The 23,019-nt window shown below is 37.9% G+C and carries 15 protein-coding genes; all 15 read right to left on the reverse strand.

The features are described 5' to 3' along the window. Positions 1-25 precede the first annotated feature (25 nt). The gene (locus tag AC3WRL_RS18450; protein ID WP_492330948.1) at positions 26-1,969 is read right to left on the reverse strand and encodes a glycoside hydrolase family 97 protein; all 1,944 of its coding nucleotides are present in this window, start codon (positions 1,967-1,969) and stop codon (positions 26-28) included. A 6-nt stretch (positions 1,970-1,975) separates the two neighbouring features. Beyond that, positions 1,976-3,340, reverse strand: a complete 1,365-nt coding sequence (locus AC3WRL_RS18455; RefSeq protein ID WP_492330949.1) for a glycoside hydrolase family 43 protein — start codon at positions 3,338-3,340, stop codon at positions 1,976-1,978. A gap of 73 nt (positions 3,341-3,413) precedes the next feature. After that, positions 3,414-4,805, reverse strand: coding sequence for a glycoside hydrolase family 43 protein (locus AC3WRL_RS18460; RefSeq protein WP_492330950.1), 1,392 nt, complete (start codon positions 4,803-4,805; stop codon positions 3,414-3,416). Between the two features lie 71 nt (positions 4,806-4,876). Continuing rightward, the gene (locus tag AC3WRL_RS18465) at positions 4,877-7,345 is read right to left on the reverse strand and encodes a glycoside hydrolase family 31 protein (protein WP_492330951.1); all 2,469 of its coding nucleotides are present in this window, start codon (positions 7,343-7,345) and stop codon (positions 4,877-4,879) included. A 31-nt stretch (positions 7,346-7,376) separates the two neighbouring features. Further along, positions 7,377-8,249: an alpha/beta hydrolase gene (locus AC3WRL_RS18470; RefSeq protein ID WP_214825981.1), complete on the reverse strand. Its 873-nt coding sequence runs from the start codon at positions 8,247-8,249 to the stop codon at positions 7,377-7,379. A 93-nt stretch (positions 8,250-8,342) separates the two neighbouring features. After that, positions 8,343-9,962 carry a glycoside hydrolase family 43 protein gene (locus AC3WRL_RS18475; protein ID WP_492330952.1) on the reverse strand — a complete coding sequence of 540 codons (1,620 nt, stop codon included), beginning with the start codon at positions 9,960-9,962 and terminating at the stop codon, positions 8,343-8,345. Positions 9,963-10,177: 215 nt separating this feature from the next. Beyond that, on the reverse strand, positions 10,178-11,896 hold the full coding sequence (locus tag AC3WRL_RS18480; RefSeq protein ID WP_214825985.1) for a glycoside hydrolase family 43 protein: 1,719 nt from the start codon (positions 11,894-11,896) through the stop codon (positions 10,178-10,180). A gap of 105 nt (positions 11,897-12,001) precedes the next feature. Beyond that, on the reverse strand, positions 12,002-14,476 hold the full coding sequence (locus AC3WRL_RS18485) for a glycoside hydrolase family 95 protein (RefSeq protein WP_492330953.1): 2,475 nt from the start codon (positions 14,474-14,476) through the stop codon (positions 12,002-12,004). A 25-nt stretch (positions 14,477-14,501) separates the two neighbouring features. Further along, complete coding sequence (locus AC3WRL_RS18490; protein WP_214825989.1) at positions 14,502-15,785, reverse strand: MFS transporter; 1,284 nt, start codon at positions 15,783-15,785, stop codon at positions 14,502-14,504. Further along, positions 15,786-16,421 carry a bifunctional 4-hydroxy-2-oxoglutarate aldolase/2-dehydro-3-deoxy-phosphogluconate aldolase gene (locus AC3WRL_RS18495; RefSeq protein ID WP_214825991.1) on the reverse strand — a complete coding sequence of 212 codons (636 nt, stop codon included), beginning with the start codon at positions 16,419-16,421 and terminating at the stop codon, positions 15,786-15,788. Beyond that, positions 16,418-17,425 (reverse strand): sugar kinase, encoded by a 1,008-nt coding sequence (locus AC3WRL_RS18500; RefSeq protein ID WP_492330954.1) that lies wholly within the window; start codon positions 17,423-17,425, stop codon positions 16,418-16,420. The genes AC3WRL_RS18495 and AC3WRL_RS18500 overlap by 4 nt, the downstream gene beginning before the upstream one ends. Before the next feature lie 6 nt (positions 17,426-17,431). After that, positions 17,432-18,856, reverse strand: a complete 1,425-nt coding sequence (gene uxaC, locus AC3WRL_RS18505) for a glucuronate isomerase (RefSeq protein WP_492330955.1) — start codon at positions 18,854-18,856, stop codon at positions 17,432-17,434. A gap of 85 nt (positions 18,857-18,941) precedes the next feature. Continuing rightward, positions 18,942-19,757, reverse strand: a complete 816-nt coding sequence (locus AC3WRL_RS18510) for an SDR family oxidoreductase (RefSeq protein WP_492330956.1) — start codon at positions 19,755-19,757, stop codon at positions 18,942-18,944. 34 nt (positions 19,758-19,791) lie between these two features. Further along, on the reverse strand, positions 19,792-20,967 hold the full coding sequence (gene uxuA, locus AC3WRL_RS18515; protein ID WP_214825998.1) for a mannonate dehydratase: 1,176 nt from the start codon (positions 20,965-20,967) through the stop codon (positions 19,792-19,794). Positions 20,968-21,053: 86 nt separating this feature from the next. Further along, positions 21,054-23,012, reverse strand: a complete 1,959-nt coding sequence (locus AC3WRL_RS18520) for a RagB/SusD family nutrient uptake outer membrane protein (protein ID WP_214826000.1) — start codon at positions 23,010-23,012, stop codon at positions 21,054-21,056. Between the last annotated feature and the right edge of the window lie 7 nt (positions 23,013-23,019).

The following is a 23,019-nucleotide window of genomic DNA, read 5'->3' on the forward strand; positions in this document are numbered from 1 at the left end:
TAAAGCTGCCCCAATTATTCCCGCATTAATTCTTCAATACAAATCCACCATTCGGCTGAATTTCAATTTCGTATACTCCTTTTTTATTGATGGAAATCTGTTTTATAAAAGTCGTTTCAGAATGATTGTCATTGATAAGTTCAACCTTTTTGTCTGCCAACATCGGAAGGTTCAGTTTAAGTTTTTTAGGTTTTTTTTCTGCATTCACTCCTGCGACATACCATTTATTCTGATGTCTTCTTGCGATCACCGAATATTTTCCAGGATAGCCATCGATAAAAACCGTCTCATCCCAAAGTGTCGGAATATCTTTGATAAAATCAAGCTGGAATTTCGGCGCATCAGTTAGGTTATTTGGCATTATGGCAAACATCTGAATGGGATTCTGAAAAAGGACAGCAGTGGCTAACTGAAATCCATCCGTGGTCAACCTTCTGTTTTTTTCTTTGTTGGATTTGGTTAAAAATTTATTGAGAAATGTCCCTCCAAATTCCATACTTCCGACCGTATTTCGGATAAAGGGATGTAATGTGGCAAAAAAAGCTTCCTGCTTACGTACCTCTTCCGAAAAATAAAGCATTTCCGAAGCTAGAACGGCTTCACTTCCGGCATAATTCGGGTACATTACTTCCCATCCTCTCGGTAAAGTGGCACCATGGAAAATAATTGTTAATCCAAAATCGTTGGCATCAGATAAAATATCTTCGTACAGACGCATTGTTTCCTGTTTATCTCCTCCAAAGAAATCGACCTTCAAGCCTTTTATACCAGATTCCTGCAGCCACTTCATTTCTTTTTTGCGTTCGACAGAGCTGCTCATCTTATTTCTCGGTCCCATTGGTGCATCATTGGCAGCTCCATTGGAATTGTACCAAAGCATGACACTCACATTTTTAGACTTTGCATACTGAATAAGTTCTTTCATTTTGTCTTTCCCTATATTTTTATCCCATAGCGCATCAATCAGAATAAACTCATAATTAAGAGTTGACGCTAAATCAATAAATTTTGTCTGATCATCGTAATTCATACTGTTGTCCTGCCATAGAATCCAGCTCCAGGTAGAACGTCCGAACTGATATTTTTGTGAAGGCTCGTAAAGCGGTTCTATCAAATCAAAAGGAACAGTAGTTTCCACAATTGGTTTCAACGAATCTCCAATCGTAATCGTTCTCCATGGTGTTTTTCCAGGAAGAGAAATCGCAGCTCCCGAACTTCCGAAACCGTTATTTTCTGCCATATGCGGATACGCAACCTGATAAAGATTTTTTTCTGAAGTGGTATTGAGGTGTGAAGCGCAGTATAAACTATTTACTCCTGTCTCCGAAAGTAAGACCCAGCCATCGTTTCCGACATGAAAGAGCCCAGGGAAAACATAACCGTAATCGGCTTTAACCCCTAATTCCGCATCCGCCTTATATCCGCTTTCATAGCTCGGTGCTGTTCGGGCAAATCCGGTCATCGGCTTCATCATCGGTGAGAGAAAGGTCGTCGTTTGATCTGGAAATCTATATCCCGTAATTTCTGATTGTACAACAGCGCTGAAACGGTCTTTCATTGGAGGAATTTCATAACGGAATGCAACATTATTATCGCTGACCTGAAACTCAATTGAAATGTCGAACTGATCTTTATTCATAAAATTAACAGTCAACGCATTCGCTTTATACTGAATCTCTGATTTTTTGATTTTTTCATTGTTATATTTTTTGGAAATTAAATTCATTTTATAGTTGATGAATTTTAAATTTTTAGAAAAATCCGATTCGTTGGTAATTAAACCCAACGGAGATTTATCTATCCTTGTTTTTTCCTGAAAAGTCACAGAGTATAATGCTTTTCCCTCTTCCAAAAATACATTCAGCTTCAGCTTGCCGTCCGGACTTGAAATCTCGGCAATCTGTGCTTTAACTTGTGATAAAAGACAGAAAATTATTAATGACAGAAATAGGAGTGTTGCTTTTTTCATTTTAATTTATTTTGAAAACATCCAATAATCGAAAAACATTATATCTTTTTCCGCTTTGCCATTACACACAAAATAAAGATTATGAATGCCTGTAATTTTGCTGGATATATTAATAGTGACCGTTTCAAAGCGGTCGTCACCACCTGTTAGCGGAACTTTTATGGTTGTGGCTATTGGTCCACTTACACTATCTAAACGAACCTCCATCGTAACACTGCTGTTATGCGTAGTCCCTACTCTTGCAGAAAATGATTGTGCACCTTCTTTTCCAAAATCAACATTTTTTACGCTTGTATAAGCACCATTTTTCTTTGCTTTGATGAAAACTCCCGCTGTTTTGTTTTGATAAGATTTTACATTCTCTGACCAGGCTATCATTTCCGCCTGATTAAATGAATAAGGATTAATGGTTGCAATGGCTTCTGTAATACCGTTGGTCATTTTAAAAGGTGAAATAGAACCGTCTGTATTAAAATTAAGCTCCTGAACACTTACCGATCTTGTAAATCCACTTCCACCTGGCAACGCACCATTGTGGTAGAAAAAATATGTTTTTCCTCTGAAATCAATAACTCCGGGATGATTGGTAAAAGATTTTCCTTCCGCAGGCATTATGGTTCCGCCATATTTCCAAGGACCCTGCGCACTTTTGCTTGTGGAATAGCCGATAAATTCTGGAAGCGGGCCTCCAGGCCAGAAAAGATAGTACAAGTTTTTACGTTTGTACAGCCACGGACCTTCCTCATATTTTGTTGGTCTTTCGGGATTTCCTTCTCTTTTACCAAAAGATTCTTCTGTCATCGGAACCTCAACAATATCACCGGAATAGGAAATCATATTTTCATTCAACTTTACATATTTAAGCTTCGGATTTCCCCAATACATATGCGCCTGACCATCATCAAGAAAAACGGTAGGATCTATATCACCCCATTCACTCTGAACAAGCGGTTTTCCCAAAGGATCATGAAATGGTCCAAATGGATTATCGGCAACAGCAACACCAATTGCTCCCTTATTATTTGTCTTGCTGATCATCGGCACATACATGAAAAATTTCCCGTTTCTTTCGATGCACTGTGCTGCCCACGCATCACGTTTTGCCCAATCGAAATCATTGTAGGAAAGGATAACGCCGTGGTCTGTCCAGTTAATCATATCATTGGTAGAAAACACTTTCCAGTTGTTCATGGTAAACCATGTAGAATCGTCTTCATCATGTGTTGTATAAACATATAAACGATCATTGTAAACCATCGGAGCAGGGTCTGCGGTATAGGCAGTCTGAACGATAGGGTTTTGAGCAGTTACAAGTCCTGTATAACCCGTCAACAAACTACTTATTATAAGTTTTATGGTATTATTTTTCATTTTAAACATTTCTATTTAACCATTATTTTTTCTAATATCAGATCACTTTAGTTTAAGCTAAACGATAAACACTTTAATTTGAACTAAACTTCCACCAATCGAAGTAGAAAAGTTCTTTGTTTCCTTTAAATATAAAGTACACATCATGAACGCCTTTTATGTTTTTTACTGGGGATTTAATCGTTTTGAAGAGATCGCCTTCGGCTTTTCCCGTTATCTCAACAGTCCCTAATAGAGGTCCATCAAGAGTATCAGTGTGTATTTCTATACTTCCGCCACTTATTGAGGCAACCGATACTTCCAGGAATTTTGTTCCTTTCGAAAAATCAACCCCTTGAACTTTGATATAATCTCCATTGTTGATCCATGAAACAACAAGACGATCAGTTATTTTTTTACCGGTATCATAGGGATTGTTCCTTTCCCATTCGGTCATTTTTTCGGTTTTTAAACCTTCACTGTAAGCAATGGTTTCCGCTTCAACTTTATTGTATGGATTTAAAACTGCCATTCTTTGTACACCTTCCGGATTCCAAAACGGTAACTTTTGAATGGTACCATCAGCATTGTAAATCAGTTCGCTTATACAGATGGAACGGCGCTCATAGTGTTTGCTTATTGTCTGTTTCCCTAGATTGTAATTGAAACCGAAAACATAAGATTTTCCTTTGTAATCAATAATTCCTGGGTGATTTCCGTTGGATCGTTTATCGCTGTCCATAATCATTCCCTTGAATTCCCATGGCCCGGTTGATGACTTTCCCATTGCATAACCGATTCCTTCAGGACAGCAGGTTGATGCATATGCCATATAATAATTTCCGTTGCGTTTCCAAGCCCAGGGACCTTCCTGATAATGAAAAGGATCGGGAGTACCCTTCACTTTAGCAATCGATGGGTCCTTTACCATTGGTCCGTCAATAGAAATCATGTCATTATTCAGTTTTACATACCATAAATTTGGATTTCCCCAGTACAAATAGGCCTGTCCATCCTCATCAATGAGGACGGTCGGATCGATATCGTCACTTGAATTTTTTACAAGCGGTTTGCCTATAGGATCTTTAAAAGGACCATACGGACTGTTTGCCACCAAAACTCCGATTCCTCTTTGTCCCGGCATCGGGCAATACATATAAAATTTACCATTTCTTTCTATAACCTGAGGTGCCCACGCTCCGTTTTCGGGATCAGCCCATTTAAAATCTTTTAGAGAAGCTACAATACCGTGATCGGTCCAGTTGACCATATCGGTTGAAGTATATAGCAGCCAGTCTTTCATTTTAAATCCGAATGCATCATCTTCATCGTGACTGGTGTACAGAAAAACAGTATCCTTATAAACCATTGGGGCCGGATCAGCTGTGAATTTGGTCTGAATAATGGGATTTTGTGCAGAAAGCCACGAACCGGCAAATAGTAATCCGATATTTAAAATATATTTTAAAAGTATTTTCTTTATCATAATTGAGTATCTTTCATTAATCGTTAATAATCTACCTCATTTTGGTATTTTAAGAGTTTAATTATTTTATTTTAGAACTCCACTTTAATATTTCTACCCGAATAAGCCACCGTTTTCTGCCGGCCATCCGGAAGAATAATATTGAAGTTTCTTTTTTCAATCATTCCTTTATACTTTCCTTTGCGGCTATCTATGGTAAGTGTATGGGATTTGTTATTCCAATGCATTGGTATTTCCGTGTAATCTCCTTTTTCGTAATTATAATTGTCAAATTCGTCTTCATATAAGATAAAATCTGCATCTGAACCTGGATAAACTTTCAAGGTTAAATTATCCCATTTCTTTTCTGTAGCATACTGGACATCGGGGCCAAATGGAATAATGCTTCCATCTTTTATATACAATGGGATGCTATGGATATTGACTGTTTTTTCGATTTCTTGTCCGCCCTTGTATTTTGTATTGGTCCAGTAGTCGTACCATATAGAACCGGATGGAAGATAGACTTTCACAGTTTTATTCTGGGTGAAATCTACATCAGTAGCAGAAGGTCCTTTTTTAGTTTCCTCTTTTTTATCCCAGCCGTTCTGTTCGTTGGTTTTCAGAATTTTCTCGGGAGTATATTGTGCATTCAGTATAGGAATAACCAAGAAGGATTTCCCGAACATATATTCACTATTCATGTTCCAAGTCTTTTTATCTGCTGAAAAATCCATTGCAAGCATTCTCATAAAACTTGACTGATTTTTAGAAACATCCCACGAAACGGAATAGATATAAGGCAGTAAACTGTATCTTAATCTAATAAATTTTTCAATGGCATCATATACAGGCTCTCCTCTTTTTCCGAACTGATAGATTTCTCTCGGAACATCTGTTCCATGTGACCGCATCATTGGGGTAAATGTTCCGTATTGTAGCCAGCGTACATACAATTCCTGAAACATAGGATTTTTTGATCCTGAACTTTCATTCCAGCCTTTTTTATATGTTCCTGCAAAAAAACCACCGATGTCCGAATTGAAATTAGGGTTTCCGGTGAGGGTAAAATTCAGACCCGCAGGAACCTGATTTCGTAAAGATTCCCACGAAGAATTAACATCCCCAGACCAGGTATTGGCTCCGTATCTTTGCTGGCCTGCATATGCTGACCTTGTAAGAATGAATACTCTTTTGTCACTTGTTGTAGCACGCTGATGGTCATAAACACCACCAATAGCCATTAATGGATAAGCATTTCTTACCTTTCTGAAAGAGCCTAAATATGTTTGTGTGTCTAAATCTTCCGGCTTCTGGCTGAGATGATCTGGTTCAGTAGAATCCATCCACCAGCTGTCTACGCCAAGGCTGAAAACACCTTTGTTCAGATATTTCCAATAAATATCTCTGGCTTCCGGATTATAAGCATCGTAAACACGCACTCCGGAAGGATAATTCATATCAGGAGGCCAGACTTCTCTTCCAGATTCCGGCCATGTTTTGAAATTAAAAAGCATTCCTTTTTTATCCATTTCACGGTAAGGATTGGTCATCGGACCGAATGATGACCAGATGGAAACAGACAAATGCGCATTCATTCCGTGGATGTCAGTAATCATTTTTTTAGCATCAGGAAAATCCGGGCTAATAAAATCCATCGCATTCCACTGGTAATTGTTTCCCCAATATTGCCAATCCTGAATAATTCCATCTAAAGGAACTTTCAAATCACGATATTTTTTTACGACATCAACAATCTCACTCTGACTTTTATAGCGTTCTTTACTTTGCCAAAAACCGTATGTCCATAATGGGGACATGGAGACATTTCCGGTAAGCTCACGCATTGAAGCAACTACTCCATCAGCATTTCCTCCATACATAAAATAGTAATCCACCCCTTCTCCTACTTCAGAAGAAAATGATGTTTTCAGAATATTATCGGTAAACTGAGTCGGAGACTCATTATCCCAAAAAATGCCGTAACCTTTTACAGACTGGAAGAAAGGCACAAAATCCCAGGTATTGTTCTGCACCATTCTGATGTCCTGATTCCGTTGGGATAATTTTCCGTTTTGAAGGATACCCAAGCCATAAATAGGCTCATCTTTTTCCAACTGAAAAGACTGGGTTACTGAATAAGTTTGTTGCCCGGCATCATTAAAAGATTTAAAATCACACTCTTTTTCTTTCAGAAGCTGTTTTCCCGATAATGTGGTATAATCTATCTCTCCGTTTTTTGTATTAATGGATATTTTTAAAGCATCCGTTTTTACTAATAAAATATCTTTCTTTTCTGCAACAGTAAATTTTATTCTTTGTTCCTGCTTGGTTACTGACCAACTTTTTTTCACAAATGATTTTCCTGCAGGATATTTAATGATCCGTACTGTGTGAGATCCGTAAAATCTTACTTCCATATTTAGATCAGCCGCAGAAAAAATTAATCCCGTATCTGTTTTTTTGTATGACTGCGCGTTCGCATATTGCCCGGTTATGAAGACTAATGGGGCCATGATGATATATGCTTTTATTTTCTTAAAATTTATTCTTGTTATCATGGTTTGAATTAATTTTTCAGACTGATTTTGTTTATTCAGATCTTAACTGAGCTGAAATTGCCTGCTGATCAATATTCTTAAAAAGCAATTGAGAAAACAGATACAGATCATTCTTCCAGACTTTGAAATCGTGACCGCCCGGTTCTACATAAAAAATGTGAGGAATATTATTCTGAGCCAGATAATCGCTTGTCCTTCTACTGAAAGGCATCAGTCTATCCTGATCTCCGCAGGAAATCCATAGCAATTTTAGTTCGTTAGCTTTGGTGGGCTCTGGAAGCAGTTCCTGAGGTTCTTTGGTATTGGGGGCGGAAGAAAAGCCACCAACCCAAGCAAATTTGTCGATATTTTCTAAACCAAAATTCAAGGTTTGTCCACCACCCATTGACAATCCTGCTATCGCCCGGTTTTCCCTCTCTTTTTTTACAGGATATTTTTTTTCAATGAAAGGTATAAGATCATTCAGTAAATCTTTTTCAAATGTTGCGAAAGCTTCCACCTTGTCTTTTGACATAATATCACCTATCGCTCTGTCGTCTTTCATCGCTCTTCCATTGGGTAATACGACAATCATGGGAGTTAGTTTTCCCTGAGCATAAAGATTGTCAAGAATAATCTGAGGTGTTCCGTTTCTGAACCATTCTTTTTCGTCTCCACCAATGCCGTGAAGCAGATACAAAACAGGATATTGAATCTTTTTTTTGAAGCCTGGAGGTGTATATACCAAAGCTCTTCTCTGCGTTCCCACCGTTTTTGATTCATAGGTTATAGTATCAATTTTCCCATGAGGACTTTCTTTCCTTTCAACATCAAAACCCTGAGGGGCCATTTTATCAAAAGTCTGTGCGGGAATAAACACTACTGATAAGATAAGACCTAACGCTAATGCAATTGATTTATTCATAATTTTTATTTGTATTTTTTACACTTATTAATTTAGATAAAAAAATATTATACAAATAATATTTCATCATCTATGCAACCTTAATCTAACTACTTATTGTATGAGCGAAGAATCCGTAATTCTGAAAAAATCAACATCAACAAAACCTCCTGTACTTTTTGTGGCATAATTAAAAATCGCGAATTTAGATCCCATGAATAACCTTCTGTAATCAAAAATCATTTTATAGTCTTTTTCCATAACCGTCCAGTTTTTCTGGTCGGTGCTATAAGAGAAATCTGCCAAGTCTTTTCCAAGGTTAAAATCTGCTTCAATACGAAGATAAATTATACCCGCAGCTAAAGGAATGCGCTTTTTTTCTTCCTTTTTCACTCCTATAATCGCTTTCGTTTTATTATCTAAACTAACTTCATTGGTAGAAAAAGTCAGAAATTTCTGATTGCCTTCTTTTACAATTGATAACAACCCTGAATCTCCGTTAAATGCACTGAAACCTGTAATATCACCGTCCTTCATTCCTTTTAAATCTAACGCAACAATAGCACTTGATTTTGGACCGGTTATTCTTTGCGTTAAAGTATTTGGAGCAGCATAAAGATTATCCACCACACGACTTGTTTTCAGTCTTATAAATCCTTTTCTTTCAGATAAAGACCAGGCTTCATTCATAGGATTGTGATTCCATTGCCATTGGATTTTCAATTTTTTATCTGAAAACTCATCACTTTCTACGATGCTATTTTTAGGTTTAAAAGGCGAAAGCGGAATTTCACCGTTCAAAGGGATTTTTCCGTTATTCCCCAAAACCGGCCAGTCATTTTCCCACTGGACAGGAATCAAAATAGGGACACGTCCTACTCCACCTCTGTCCTGAAAAATAAGCGAATACCAGTTGCCATTTTTATCATCAATCAAAGCGCCTTGACCAGCGTAAGAGAATCCGAGAAAATTATCTTTCAGAATCACTTTTTTCTCATAAGGACCGGTTACTTTATCTGCTCTGTAAACTTCCTGACGGCGTTTTTCACCTTTAGGCCAGGAAATCATCATCATATAATATTTTCCCTTCCTTTTAATGATCTGGTTACCTTCCAGAAGTCCAGTTTCTGATGAATCTCTCTGAAAAACAACAGTTCCGTCTGGATTTCCGATAATCTCTTTAAAATCAGCACTTAATTCAAAAACTTTATTGGAAGTGAAAACATAAACTTTGTTGTCATCATCAAAAAGCAAAGAAGCATCGTGAAAATGTCTGGTTCTGGTAATGAGCTTCCAGTTACCTTTTTCGGGATTGTCCGTTACATAAAAATAGGATCTGAAAGGCTCATCATTCGGAGAAAACAAAACGTAATATTTTCCTTTATGATAGCGGATAGAGGACGCCCATTGTCCCCTGCCGTACACTGTTCCGTTAAGCAGATCATACTTAGAATTATCATTCAGTGTATCGAAAACATAGCTTGCCATTTCCCAATGCACTAAATCCTTAGAATGCATTATTGGAGCTCCTGGCATTAAGTGCATGGTGGTACTGATGAGATAAAAATCGTCACCATTTCTGGTCACCGATAAGTCCGGAGCATCAGCCCAAATAATAGGATTGGTAAAGGCGGTCGTCTGCTCTTTTTGAGCAGGATTTACCTGGGCCGAAAAGAGATTCAGCCCAATAAATCCATAAAAAGAAACTATATGAAGTGATTTGTTAATTTTCAAAACTTTAGTATTTAATGTCTGCGTTACTTTTTTAATAATCACTGGATGACAGGTTTGGAACGTTGACCTGAAGCAGCCCGACTTGAGCGGAAATCCTTTTTATAATTGCGATTGATGGAAAGTTCAACAGATTGCTTCACGTTGTTCGCAATGACAAAAGATTGAGATCGGAAGGCGGATTAAGCTGCCATAAATGTCATCATCTCATTTAAAATCTAGTTAGGTTTAATATCGTTAGATGAAGTGCTGTACAAACCAATCAAGCTTCCTGTAAATCCACCTGCAACATCAGTAGAAAGAATATCTCCTGAAACCGGACCTCCAAGGTTTTTAAAGTTTTTGCCATCTAAGGAATAATTAAAATAATGTTCGTCTTTTTCACCTATCACCTGTAATGTGGCACTTTTTGAAAGTGAAATTTTTTCACTGGCAATTAATTTTGATTCTCCTTTTTCAGTTCTTTCCAAAACGATATAATAATCTTTATCTTTTTTTGTAATTCCGAATACATAGTTGAATCGTTCACTTTGATAGCAAGTAATTCCTGCCAGTTCTTTTTCTGATTTCGGCTTAAAATCCAGCATTACAGAAGCTTCAAAGTCTTCATGCTGCAACCTGTGAAATAATGCCGAAATTGGAGCAAGAGCTTTAATATTCGTTTCAAAAGGATTTATTTTTACTCCATTTTTGGAAATACTAATGAAATTCTCACGTGGCCCGCGCATTGCGATCCATCGGTAGTCCAGACTTTTATCAGTCAGTTTATCAGAATATGTAAAGTTTCCGTTCGGGAAAAATCCGTTTTGTCCGGCCTGATCTTTTACGCCTTCCGGTAATTTTAATTTTGGTTTCATCGGAACCAGTCCGTTTTGAAAAACAGGATACGTTCCGCTCCAGTCAACAGGAAGAATAAAAGTTTCACGACCACTGTTTACTCTGTTCTTTACATTGGGGCGAATCGCTAAAAAGACACCATAATATGTACCATCCGGGCTCTCAACCAAATCGGCGTGACCCGCCCAATCTACTTTATCTTTTCTGTCTTTCGGAAAATACCGCTGTGTCAAAATAGGATTATTCATCGCAGGAACAAACGGACCTTTCGGAGAATCCGACATAAAAATAACTTCGCTGTGATTACCTCCTGTTCCGCCTTCGGCACACATCAGATAATATTTTCCGTTCTTTTTATATAAATGCGGACCTTCTATCCAGATTGGTTTTTGGGAAAGATCAACACCTCCGTTTACAATAATTTTGTCTGAACCTGCAACTACCTGATCTTTTTCCAGATCATAATCCCACATCTTGATGACACGGTGACCGTTATACTGCTCAGTTCCTTTTGGTGGCGCATCATTGTGAACGATATAAGCTTTACCATCATCATCAAAGAAAATCGAAGGATCGATGCCATCAAAATTCAGCTTTTGAACTTCGCTCCATCCTTTTGCAGGATCTTTGGTTTTCACAACCATATTTCCAATTCCGCCGGCAATCTGCGTGGTGATCATATAGAAAGTATCATTATGCTTATTATATTTAATATCAGGTGCATAAATTCCTTGTGATACGCCTGATTTTTCTACTTTCAGCTGTGAAGGTCTGTCCAGAACGTGTCCTAGCTGTTTCCAATTAACCAGATCTTTGGATGTGAAAATCGGAACACCCGGAAACATTGAAAATGAAGAATTTACCAGGTAATAATTGTCACCTTTTCTGGTAATACTTGGATCCGGATAACATCCCTGAAGAATCGGAGAATAAAATTCGTCCTCTCTCAAAGGATTGTTTGTGTATATTTTATCATTTCCATGATAGGAAAAGTCTGAGAAAGTCTGTGCTGAAACGTTGGCAAAAGATAATAAGGCAACAGCAGCCATCAACGTTGTTTTCTTTTTTAAAAATATCGGATTCATTGTTTTCTGGTTCATTATTTTCTCTTTATGTGATTGTTATTTGATTTTAAATTCTTTCTTAAAATTTTGATTAAGGTCAATTGGTACCATTCTATTTTATAAATAACCTGAAGCCCCTTTCTATTGATGTTCTTTTTTCATTTTTAAAATATAAGTTCTTCCTGCTTCTGTTCGCAAATCATAGATGAATCTTTCTTTTATTTTCACTGGATTTAATTGAGCTTCAGGAGAAATCAAAGGTTTTTTGATCATTGGAATTTCAAAATAAGGATTTTCATTTTTTTCCGATGCTGCTTTTAATACGCTTTTTCCTTCTAAATCCAATTCATTAAGTGCACTGATTCTACAATTTCCTCCAAGATTTGATTTGATGATGACCTCAGTTGCCTGATTGTCTTTCCAAACCATGCTGACTTCAAAACCACCATACGTTTTCAGTCCGGAAATATTTCCGTTTTTCCATTCGTCGGGAAGTGCGGGTAAAATGTCGATGCTTCCGTTTTGTGTCTGTAAAAGCATTTCTGTAATTCCTGACGTACAGCCGAAATTTCCGTCGACCTGAAACGGCGGATGTGCATCGAATAAATTCGGATAGGTTCCTCCTTTTTCGCTCCAACCGTCTTTTTCCACTAAAGTTAACTGGTCTTTTATTAATTTATTCGCGTGATTTCCCTCTAAAAATTTAGCCCAAAGATTAATTTTCCAGCCCATCGACCAGCCTGTAGAAACATCACCACGGTGTATTAAAACCGTTTTCGCAGCATCAAAAAGTTCTGGCGTTGTGAGAGGATTGATTTGATTTCCGGGAAACAATCCATACAGATGAGAAACGTGCCTGTGATTGTCTTTTGGGTTGTCCCAGTCTTCAATCCATTCCTGGAGCTGACCATACCTTCCGATTTTCATCGGTGGTAATTTGGAAATGATATTGTTCCAAACCGGAATTTTATCTGAATCTAGATTTAAAATTTGTGCTGCTTTTTTTGTTTTGCTGAACAGGTCAAACATCAACTGGTTATCCATCGTATTTCCTGCCGCCAAAGCACTTCCCTGATGTCCTTGCGGAATATTTTCGGGAGATATAGACGGACCTACCACCAACCATTTGTGCGTCGGTTCTTCAATCAGAAAATCTTCATAAAATAAGGCGGCAGATTTTAGAACGGGATAAATGGATTTGAGATAATTTTTGTCTCCGCTGTACAAATATTTTTCCCAAAGATGCTGGGAGAGCCAGGCACTTCCCAATGGCCATTGCCCGGAATTAGCAAAATCCACCACACCAGTAATTCTCCAGATGTCGGTGTTGTGATGCGCTATCCAACCACGGCTTTTGTACATCACTTTTGCCGTTTCTGCCCCCGTTACACTCAAATCTTTGACCATTTGAATTAATGGTTCGTGCATTTCCGGCAAATTGGTTTTTTCCGCAGGCCAATAATTCATTTCCGTATTGATGTTGATGGTATATTTGCTGTCCCACGCCGGTTTGTTGGAATTGTTCCAAATTCCCTGAAGATTGGCTGGCTGACCACCCGGTTGTGAAGAAGAAATCAGGAGATAACGTCCAAACTGATAATATAATGAAACAAGCTCAGGATCATAACTGGTGGCGAAATTTTTAATACGAATATTGGTAGGAAATTGTGACGCAGGAGAAGTTCCGATACTGAAATCCACTCTTTTGAAATATTTCTGGTAAGCGTTGATATGATTTTTAAATAAAGTATTGAAGCTTTTATTTTTGATTTGAGTAATGTATTTTTTACTTTTTGAAACTTCGTCGGTATTTAGAGTTTTATAGTCTGTGAAATTGGTGGCAATTGAAATCAAAATCATTACTTCATCTGCATTGGTTATAGAAATTCCGTTGCCTGAAACTGAAATGGTTCCACCTTTGGAAATGAATTTTGCCAGCGCATTAAACTTAACCTGACCCTGAACGCCGTCTAATGTGGAAGAAAGTCCGTCCATTTGCAAAGTATTGGCATCAATCGCCTTCGTATTTTTTTTCAATTCGCTGTTGAATCCAGCACTGAAATTCAGTACATTTTTTTTGTCTGAGCTCAGTTTTATCACAATTACCTGATCCGGAATTGAAGCAAAGACTTCTCTTTTATAATGAGTTCCGTTGGAGGAAAACGTAGTTGTTGTTATTGCTTTTTCAATATCAAGCTCACGATAATAATCCTTAACATCGCCAAGATTATTAAAATCAAGATTCAAATCTCCGATATTCTGAAACGCAGAACCGTGAAGTGTTTTTGCCGTTAAACCTTTATTGGAAAGGGTTTCAGCTCTTTTGTAATTTCCATTAAAAAGATAGTAACGAATAGAATCCAACACTTTGGGACCATCAGGATTATCGTTTCGGGAAGGACCACCTGACCAGAATGTGCCTTCGTTCAACTGAAATTTTTCTTTTGAAGGATCTCCAAAAACCATTGCCGCCAATCTTCCATTTCCAACAGGTAATGCTTCTACCCAATGTTTTGCAGGCTTGTCATACCAAAGCTTATATTTTCCTCCTTTCTGTGCAGGGGAAAAGCCACTAATGAAAAGACAGATTATTAATATGCAATGATTTACGTTCATTTTCACTTTTTATATTTCATTAATTTCAAACCGAAATTTCAGTTTTTTTCCTGTTGATCAACCAGATAATTCCCCAAGCCGCAACGTAAGAAACACCAGCAATGAAAAATATAATATTGTAGCCTCCGTTGATATTCCCTGCTTTTTTAAATGTGTCCAAGACAATTCCGATGAAAAGCGGGAATATAATCCCTGCAGCTGAGCCCAGCATTCCGCCAAAGCCAATCACAGAACTTACATAATTATTGGGTAATTTATCACCCACCGTTGTCATTAGGTTCGCTCCCCAACCCTGATGTGCTGCTGTTGCAAAAGCAATGATCATGGTAATGAGCCACATATTGTCTACATATTTTGAGAACATTACCGGAACGACCATCAGAGCAAACAAGAGCATAGTGAAGCTTCTGGCTCTTCCGATTGCCCAGCCTTTTTTAATTAAAAATGAAGAAAGATAACCGCCGCCAATACTTCCAATCGTGGTTCCGCTATAGATAATAATCAACGGAATGGAAGGTTTCGTTAAATCCATTTTAAAAACATCTGCAAAATAAGCAGGTAACCAGAACATAAAGAAATACCAAATCGGATCTGTAAGGATTTTTCCCACAGCAAAAGACCATGTTACTTTGTATTTTAATAATTCTGACAACGGAACTTTGGATTGTTCCTGTGTTTTTCCATCCTGATCACTTTTAATATACTGTAATTCTTCCTGACTCAGTTTTTTAGTTTTTTCCGGAATTTTATAAAACCGCCACCAAAGTACAATCCATAATAATCCGAGAGCACCAATCCACACAAAGGTTTCCCGCCATCCGTAATGCCCAAGAATGAATGGCACAAGAAGCGGTGCTAAAATGGCTCCAACCGTCGCTCCGGAGTTGAAAATCCCTGTTGCCAAGGCTCTTTCTTTTTTCGGAAACCATTCTGCCACAGATTTTATAGCTGCCGGAAAATTTCCTGCCTCACTGATACCGAGGGTACTTCTTGCAATGATAAATCCAATTGTACTTTTTACAAAACCATGCCCTATTGAAGCCAGACTCCAGACAATCAATGAAACAGCATAACCTATTTTGGTTCCCACCCTGTCGATCAACCTTCCCATCGCAAGATATCCAATAGCATAAGTCGTTGTGAATGCCATCACAATGTAGCTGTAATCTTTCTCATCCCAACTGAATTCTTTTTCAAGAACAGGCTTCAGCAAACCCATTACCTGACGGTCAAGGTAGTTGATCGTGGTGGCGAGAAAGACCAAAGACAGCATAAACCATCTTATATTACGATTTTTAGGAGCCTGCATTTAGTGTCGATTAAGTTGTTGCAATAAGTTCTGAACTTTTTCCGTGAGCTGTTCTGCTATAAAATCTTTGTTGATAAGCGAACTGCCCAATCCAACAGCAACTGCGCCACCCTTAAGCCATTCTGTAATATCATCAAAGTCAGCATTGATTCCTCCGGTTGGCATATAATGCATTCCCGGAAAAACAGGCTCAATAGATTTGATATATTTTTTACCTAAAGCATCAGCCGGGAAAATCTTCACTAACCGAAGTCCGTTCTGAAATGCTACATTAACATCGGAGGGGGTAAAACATCCCGGAATTAAATTGATGTTTTTTTCAACAGAATGTTTTACCAATTCTGCGCTAATGACAGGTGTAATGATAAAATCTGCTTTTGCACGAGCATAATCATCCATCTCTTTTATATTTTTTACGGTACCTATTCCCAATAAAAGTTCCGGAAACTCTATAGAAGAAATTTCCTTCAGTCTTTCAAAATTTTCCAATGCCTGATTTCCGCGATTGGTATATTCTATTACATGGATTCCCCCTTCGTACAAAGCTTTTATGATCCTTTTTGAAACTTCAAAAGATTCGTTGTAAAAAAGTGGGACAATTCTCTGGTCCTTTATTTTTTGTAATAGTACACTCATAATTTTTCAATTTTAATGGTATCATTAATGGTATCACCTTTAATAAAGAGCTTTTTGAAAGCGACTTTTGTGGCATCTTCTAAAATTTGCTCTGTAGGATTTCCTTTTAATGTTCCGTGAATCAACGCTGCCATAAATGCATCACCGCTTCCTACTCTTTCCTCTATTTTATCTGAATGGTATTGTTGCGAAATCAAAAGTTTTTCATCAGTATATAAAGTCGCAAAATAATTTACCGCTTCGCCACTCGTGAATCGGAATGTATTTGCTATCGTTTCAACATTGGGATACATTTTCTGAATTTCCGATGCCGATTTTTCTGCTTGTTTTAAAAGATTTTCATCATCAGAATTTCCATTCAATTCATATTCAACAGGAATATTCAGAAATTGCTGAACAGACCAGATATTTCCCATCAGAACATTCACCAAAGGCATCATATGTTTTATTTTATCTGAAGGATTTTTGTCTTGCCAAAGTGCAGCACGATAATTTAAATCAAGAGAAACCTGAATGTTTCTTGAAGCTGCTTCCTTCATTAAATCCAGACATTTGATGTAAGCTTTTTCACTTAAAGCAGGTGTAATTGTACTGATATGCATCCATTTCACCTCTGAAAACACATCATCTAAATTGAAGGCGTCAAAATCCGATTGTGTAAAAACCGATGGAAAACGGTCGTAAATTACCGATGTATTTTGCATATCACCATCCGAAGAGAGGTAAAAAGTTCCGATTCTGCCTTTACTTTTCTCGGCAAGTACCTCGATTCCTTTATTTTTCAGCTGAGATTCCAATTGGATTCCCAGGAAATTTTCAGGCAGAGCCGAGAGAAATTTTACCGGGTTTTTCCAGTGCGCAAGAGCTGTGGCAACATTATATTCTGCACCACCCACAAAGATTTTCACTAACTGGTTATTCATCCAGTTTCCATTAGAATCCGGAGCAAAATGTAAAAGCAATTCTCCGAAACAAAGTATTTTATCTGACCCTGAATGTTGCATAATCATTTAAAATCTAAAATAGTTTTTGGTATTATTAAAACAAATATCCTGAATGATGCTTCCCACCCATTGTTCATCATCCGGAAGTAGCCCGGCTTCCATTTCGCTGCCGAAGATATCGCAAAGCAATCTTCTAAAATAATCGTGTCTTGAAAAAGACAGAAGACTTCGTGAATCTGTGAGCATTCCAATAAAAGTGCTGATAAGTCCAATATTGGAAAGTGTGTTTATTTGCTTTTTCATTCCCTCCATTTGATCTAGAAACCACCATGCTGCACCTAACTGTATTTTTGATTTAATTCCGGCTTCATTAAAATTCCCAACGAGCGTTGCCAATACTTCATTGAAAGACGGATTAAGGTTATAAACTATCGTTTGGGTAAGTTTCCCTGCAGTATTCAGTTCATCGAACATCATGCTCATTCTTTGGGCAAAATACTGTTCACTAATGGCATCATAACCGGCATTAGTTCCTATCGTATTTAGCATTATTGTGTTATTATTCCGTGTGGCTCCTATATGAAACTGCTGAACCCAGTTTTTTTCGGCATACATTTTACAAAGCTCTTTCAAAAGATGGCCAGACAAAGCTTCTGGATCTGAAAATGACTTTTTATTTCCAGTTAAAAATTTTTTGAATTCATTTTCTAAGGCAGTACTCCATTTCTTAGTATCAGGAAAATATTCTAATCCATGATCGGAAATCCGAGCTCCGTTTTCATGAAAGTACTGAATTCTTGAATAAAGGGCTTCCAGTAAATCTGAAGTCGATTTTATATTAATTTCACTAACCTTCTCCAATTTTTTAATCTGACGGAGGTAGTTCTCAGTGTTTATTATATTAATATAACTGTCCGGACGGAAGGTAGGGAGAACCCGAGTGGTAAAAGAGCTATTTTTTATTGTCTTATGATATTGAAGATTATCAGCAGGATCATCTGTTGTACAAAGAGTTTCCACATTAAAATTTGTAATGATGGATTGTGGTAAAAATCCAGGCATTTGGAGATTATCATTCATCTTATGATATACGGAATCTATATTTTTTAAGGATAAGTATTCTTTAATCCCAAATGGATTATTCAGCTCCATATGTGTCCAATGAAACAGTGGATTCCGAAGTGTGTAAGGGACAACTTCTGTCCATTTTCTGAATTTTTCTTGATCAGATGCATCCCCGGAAATAAATTTTTCTTCAATTCCGAAATTCCTCATCGCTCTCCATTTGTAATGATCCCCATCCAGCCAGATTGCTGTGGGAGATCTGAAGTTTTGATTTTTTGAGATGACATCCGGCTCCAGATGATTATGATAATCAATGACCGGCATATCTTTCGCATACCCAAAATATAAATTTTCTGCGGTTTTAGAACGTAGAAGAAAAGATTCGCTGAAAACATCTTTGCGATCTACAGTTTTAATATTGGTCATGTTTATTCAGTTCATTTACTATTAAAAAAACAGGGTCTTAAGCAATAGCTATTGACAAAAAGACCCTGCCAACTAACTGTATATTTTATACTCCGCTGAAAGCACTGAAACCTCCATCAACAGGAACTAAACCGCCTGTAATAAAGCTTGCTGCATCTGAACAGAGAAATTGTACAATACCATTAAGCTCTTTTGCTTCTCCAAATCGTCCCATTGGGGTTTTAGCAATAACCTTTTTACTCCTGTCCGTTAAAGATCCATCGGGATTTAATAAAATCGCACGGTTCTGGTCTCCTATAAAAAATCCGGGAGCAATAGCATTTACACGAATTTTATCACCATATTTTATAGCTAAATCCGAAGCCAGCCATTGTGTGAAATTGGTAATTGCAGATTTAGCCGCGGAATATCCTGCCACTCTTGTGATTGCAGAATATGCCGCCATTGATGAAATATTGACAATACTTCCGCTACCCCGTTCTGCCATTACTTTTCCGAAAACATAGCTGGGATAAACAGTTCCGTTGATATTAAGGTTTGTTACCTCATTCCATCCTTCAATATTCATGTCTAAAAAAGACTGGTCTGGAGAAAGAGTTGCTGCTGGAATATTTCCACCAGCTATATTAAGGAGAATGTCAATCTTCCCGAATCTTTCAATGATCTTCTTTGAAGCTATTTCCAGGCTTTCGATATTCATAACATTGGCTTCCACAGCAAAAGCATCACCACCTGATTCCTGAAGTTCTTTGACGCAGGCATCTAAAGTTGCCTGTTTTCTTCCCAACGCAACCACTTTTGCCCCGGCTTCAATAAAGCTTTTAGCAAGGCTACTTCCCAGAACCCCTGAGGCACCGGTGATCACTGCTACTTTATCTTTTATACTAAATATTTCGTTCATTTTAACTTTTTAGAATTAATTACAAACTGTAGCTTTATTTTTTTTCCAATTCCATCTGTACACTTGCCATTACCCCTTCGATCTGTCCTAGGGCCAGCATTCTTCCCAAAAATGAATATCCTGGATTGTAGCCTTTATCAATATCATCTGTCAAAAGCCTTCCATGATCAATGCGCATTGGAAGGTCCGGATTTTCTTTTTCAAATATTCGAACAACCTCAACGATTTTTCCTCTTCCCTCCAAGTGATTTGCTTCTATAAAATCTCCATTCGGAAATACATTGGTACTCCTCAGGTGGACAAATTTTGTGCGTGAAGCATATTTCTGAGCTAATTTCGGAACGTCATTCTGAAGTCCTGCACTTAAGGAACCCGTACAAAACGTAAGCCCGTTATGAGGATTGTCAACGGCGTTCAAAAACCAGTCAATGTCTTCTTCACATGTTATAATTCTTGGTAAACCTAATAATGAAAATGGGGGATCATCGGGATGTACACACATCTGAATATTGTACTCTTCACATACGGGCATGATTTTCTCAAGGAAGTATTTCATATTTTCACGAAGCTGATCTTTACCAATTCCGTCATATAGTAACAATAGCTTTTTAAAAATAGCTACAGGATTCTGGTCATCTTCCTTAATGTTTCCATTTACAAAGCCTTGAGTTTTCACAATGACCGAATCAATCAAATCATTGTTATCCTTATCAGTAAGGGTATTTTTGAGTTCTCTTACTTTATCAAGAATTTCTGAGCTATATTCTTTTTCTGCACCTTCTCTTTCAAGGATATGTATTTCAAAGTAGGCGAACTTAGCCTTATCAAAATATAATGATGATGAACCATCCTCCCATTTATGGTAAAGGTCTGTACGGGCCCAATCGAGAACGGGCATAAAATTGTAACAAACAGTTTTAACTCCTGCTTTTCCTAAATTTCCGAGGCTAATGATATAATTTGCTATTAAATGGTCTCTGTCCTCTCCTCCGTATTTGATAGATTCGCTCACAGCAAGGCTTTCAACTACAGACCAACGGAGTCCGAAACTTTCTATATATTCTTTATACTCGTTAATTGCTTCTAACGGCCATATTTCCCCGTTTGGGATATCATGAAGTGCAGAAACAATACCCTGGACGCCTATCTGACGGAGCATGTTTAATTTTATGTTGTCTTTTTTACCGAACCAACGCCATGTTTTTTCCATATTCTCTATAAATTATTTTCATTAAACAAAGCAGGTGTTTTTAAGGACACCTACTTTGCTTCTTAATATGAATGTGAAAAATTAAATTAATTGTAACCTGGATTTTGATATTTAGCTTTTATATCCGCAGATACTTCCATTGCATCAAGTTGTCCCTGAGGAATAGGTCTGAGATAATGATACGGTAGTATCGTTCTGGTAACTGTCTCTGGGGTGTGATTTCCATATGAAGCTCCGCCGATCTGATAGGTGGCTGCATATTCACTCCATTTTTGAGTACGTACAAGATCATACCATCTGTAAAACTCACCATAATATTCACGTGATCTTTCTGCAAGGATATAATCAATGGTAATATTCGAAGGTGTTGCCGCAATCATTGCCGCACTGTTATCTGCCGTATAAGCAGCATTCTGAGCATTGTTAAATTTCCATTTGCCTGCACGGGCACGGATTACATTAATAAGATCTTTGGCTGTCATTGCTCCTGTAGCTCCTTTCACAGCCGATTCTGCTGCAATAAAATAGAATTCTGAAAACTTCGCTACACTGAAAGGACGTGTTAAAGATGCATTTGGATATCCTAAGCCGTTCGGATCATCGGTACGGTAAGTTCCTATTTTCCATAAACCAGGATACACGATTCTGCTGATCCCATTTGGAGCAATAACCCAATCTGCTCTTCCGGCTAAAGTTCCTGCTCCTACACCGTTTTGTCCCGCTCCAGAAGGATATGCAGGAGTCTGCGTATCATCATTAAGGAAACTAAGGATAGCGCCCCCCGGCTGTACAGGTAAATTGTTTGCGTTATATAACACTGGTACACCCGTAAGACCGGTCCCGTTTTTATTCCAGTTTCCTCTGTATGTAGTAACAAAGGTACCATCGTAACGCGAGTCATTGGTTTTATCGGCAAATGTATTTTTAATAACCCCCAGGGTAGGACACATACGAACCCATGGACGCCCGAAGGGCTGAGCCGCTTCACGTTGCACTGGACTTACAACATCTGCACCTGCCCAGGCTGTTGTTTTACTGCTTTTTATGGCAGTATAATTCCATGTCTGCATCCATGCTGCAAAATTATCCGGAGCCCAACCTGACCCAAACCCTACAGGATCTCCTTCGTTATAATATGTACTTGACTGCGTGTGATCTGCATACAGCATACATTCGTTGTTTCTGTCATTAGAACCCACATTTACATCGTAAAAAGTAGGCTGAAGCCCATAACTTCCGGGGCTGGTAATTCCCGCCATTGCTATATCATACGCTTGCTGGAAATACCATTGGGCATTATGACCATCAGGGTCACTCCTTGAAACTTCAGGATAAGTAGGAATATTGTTAGGATTCTGCAGCCACCATCCATAAGTAAGATAAGCTTTTGCCAAAAATAATCTCGCTACGTTCTGTGTCACTCCTCCCGTTACCCGTGGTGATACAGGCAAGGTTTCAATTGCTTTTTTAAGATCAGGAAAAATAGCTTTTGTATATACTTCAGTAACAGTGTTTCTTGCGGAAGTTGTAGCAGGTAAAGTATTAAACTTTAATTCCCCGGCACCCAGATCCAATGGAACTCCTCCATATGTCTGAACCAACATAAAATAATCGAACCCTCTGAAAAATCTGGCTTCAGAAATCATTGACTCTGCAATTCCGAATCCTGGTCCCTTTTCTATAATCCCATTGGCAGTATTAATATAAGGAAAAACCGATCCCCAGATCATACTGGTCGGGAAAGTATTGGAATTAATATTACCGTTTCCTGACATATCAAGTTCTTTGAAGTTACCATCTGCACTTTGTGCCCAGGTAGATTCATCGGTTCCATTCTGACAATTGCTCATAAAGTATCCGTTACCATAGAGCAATCGTAACTGTCTGTACAGGGAAGTAAAACTCTGGTTGATTCCATCCGGCGTACTAAAGTAGTCAACAGTGTATGTTGATCTTGGCTGTTCATCAAGAATTTCATTACATCCTGTAAATGTTAATGATAAAAAGATTGCTCCTAATATCAGTTTTTTGTTAAAATTTATCATGACTGTA

Source organism: Chryseobacterium sp. FW101-FHT12H09, from assembly GCF_058790395.1.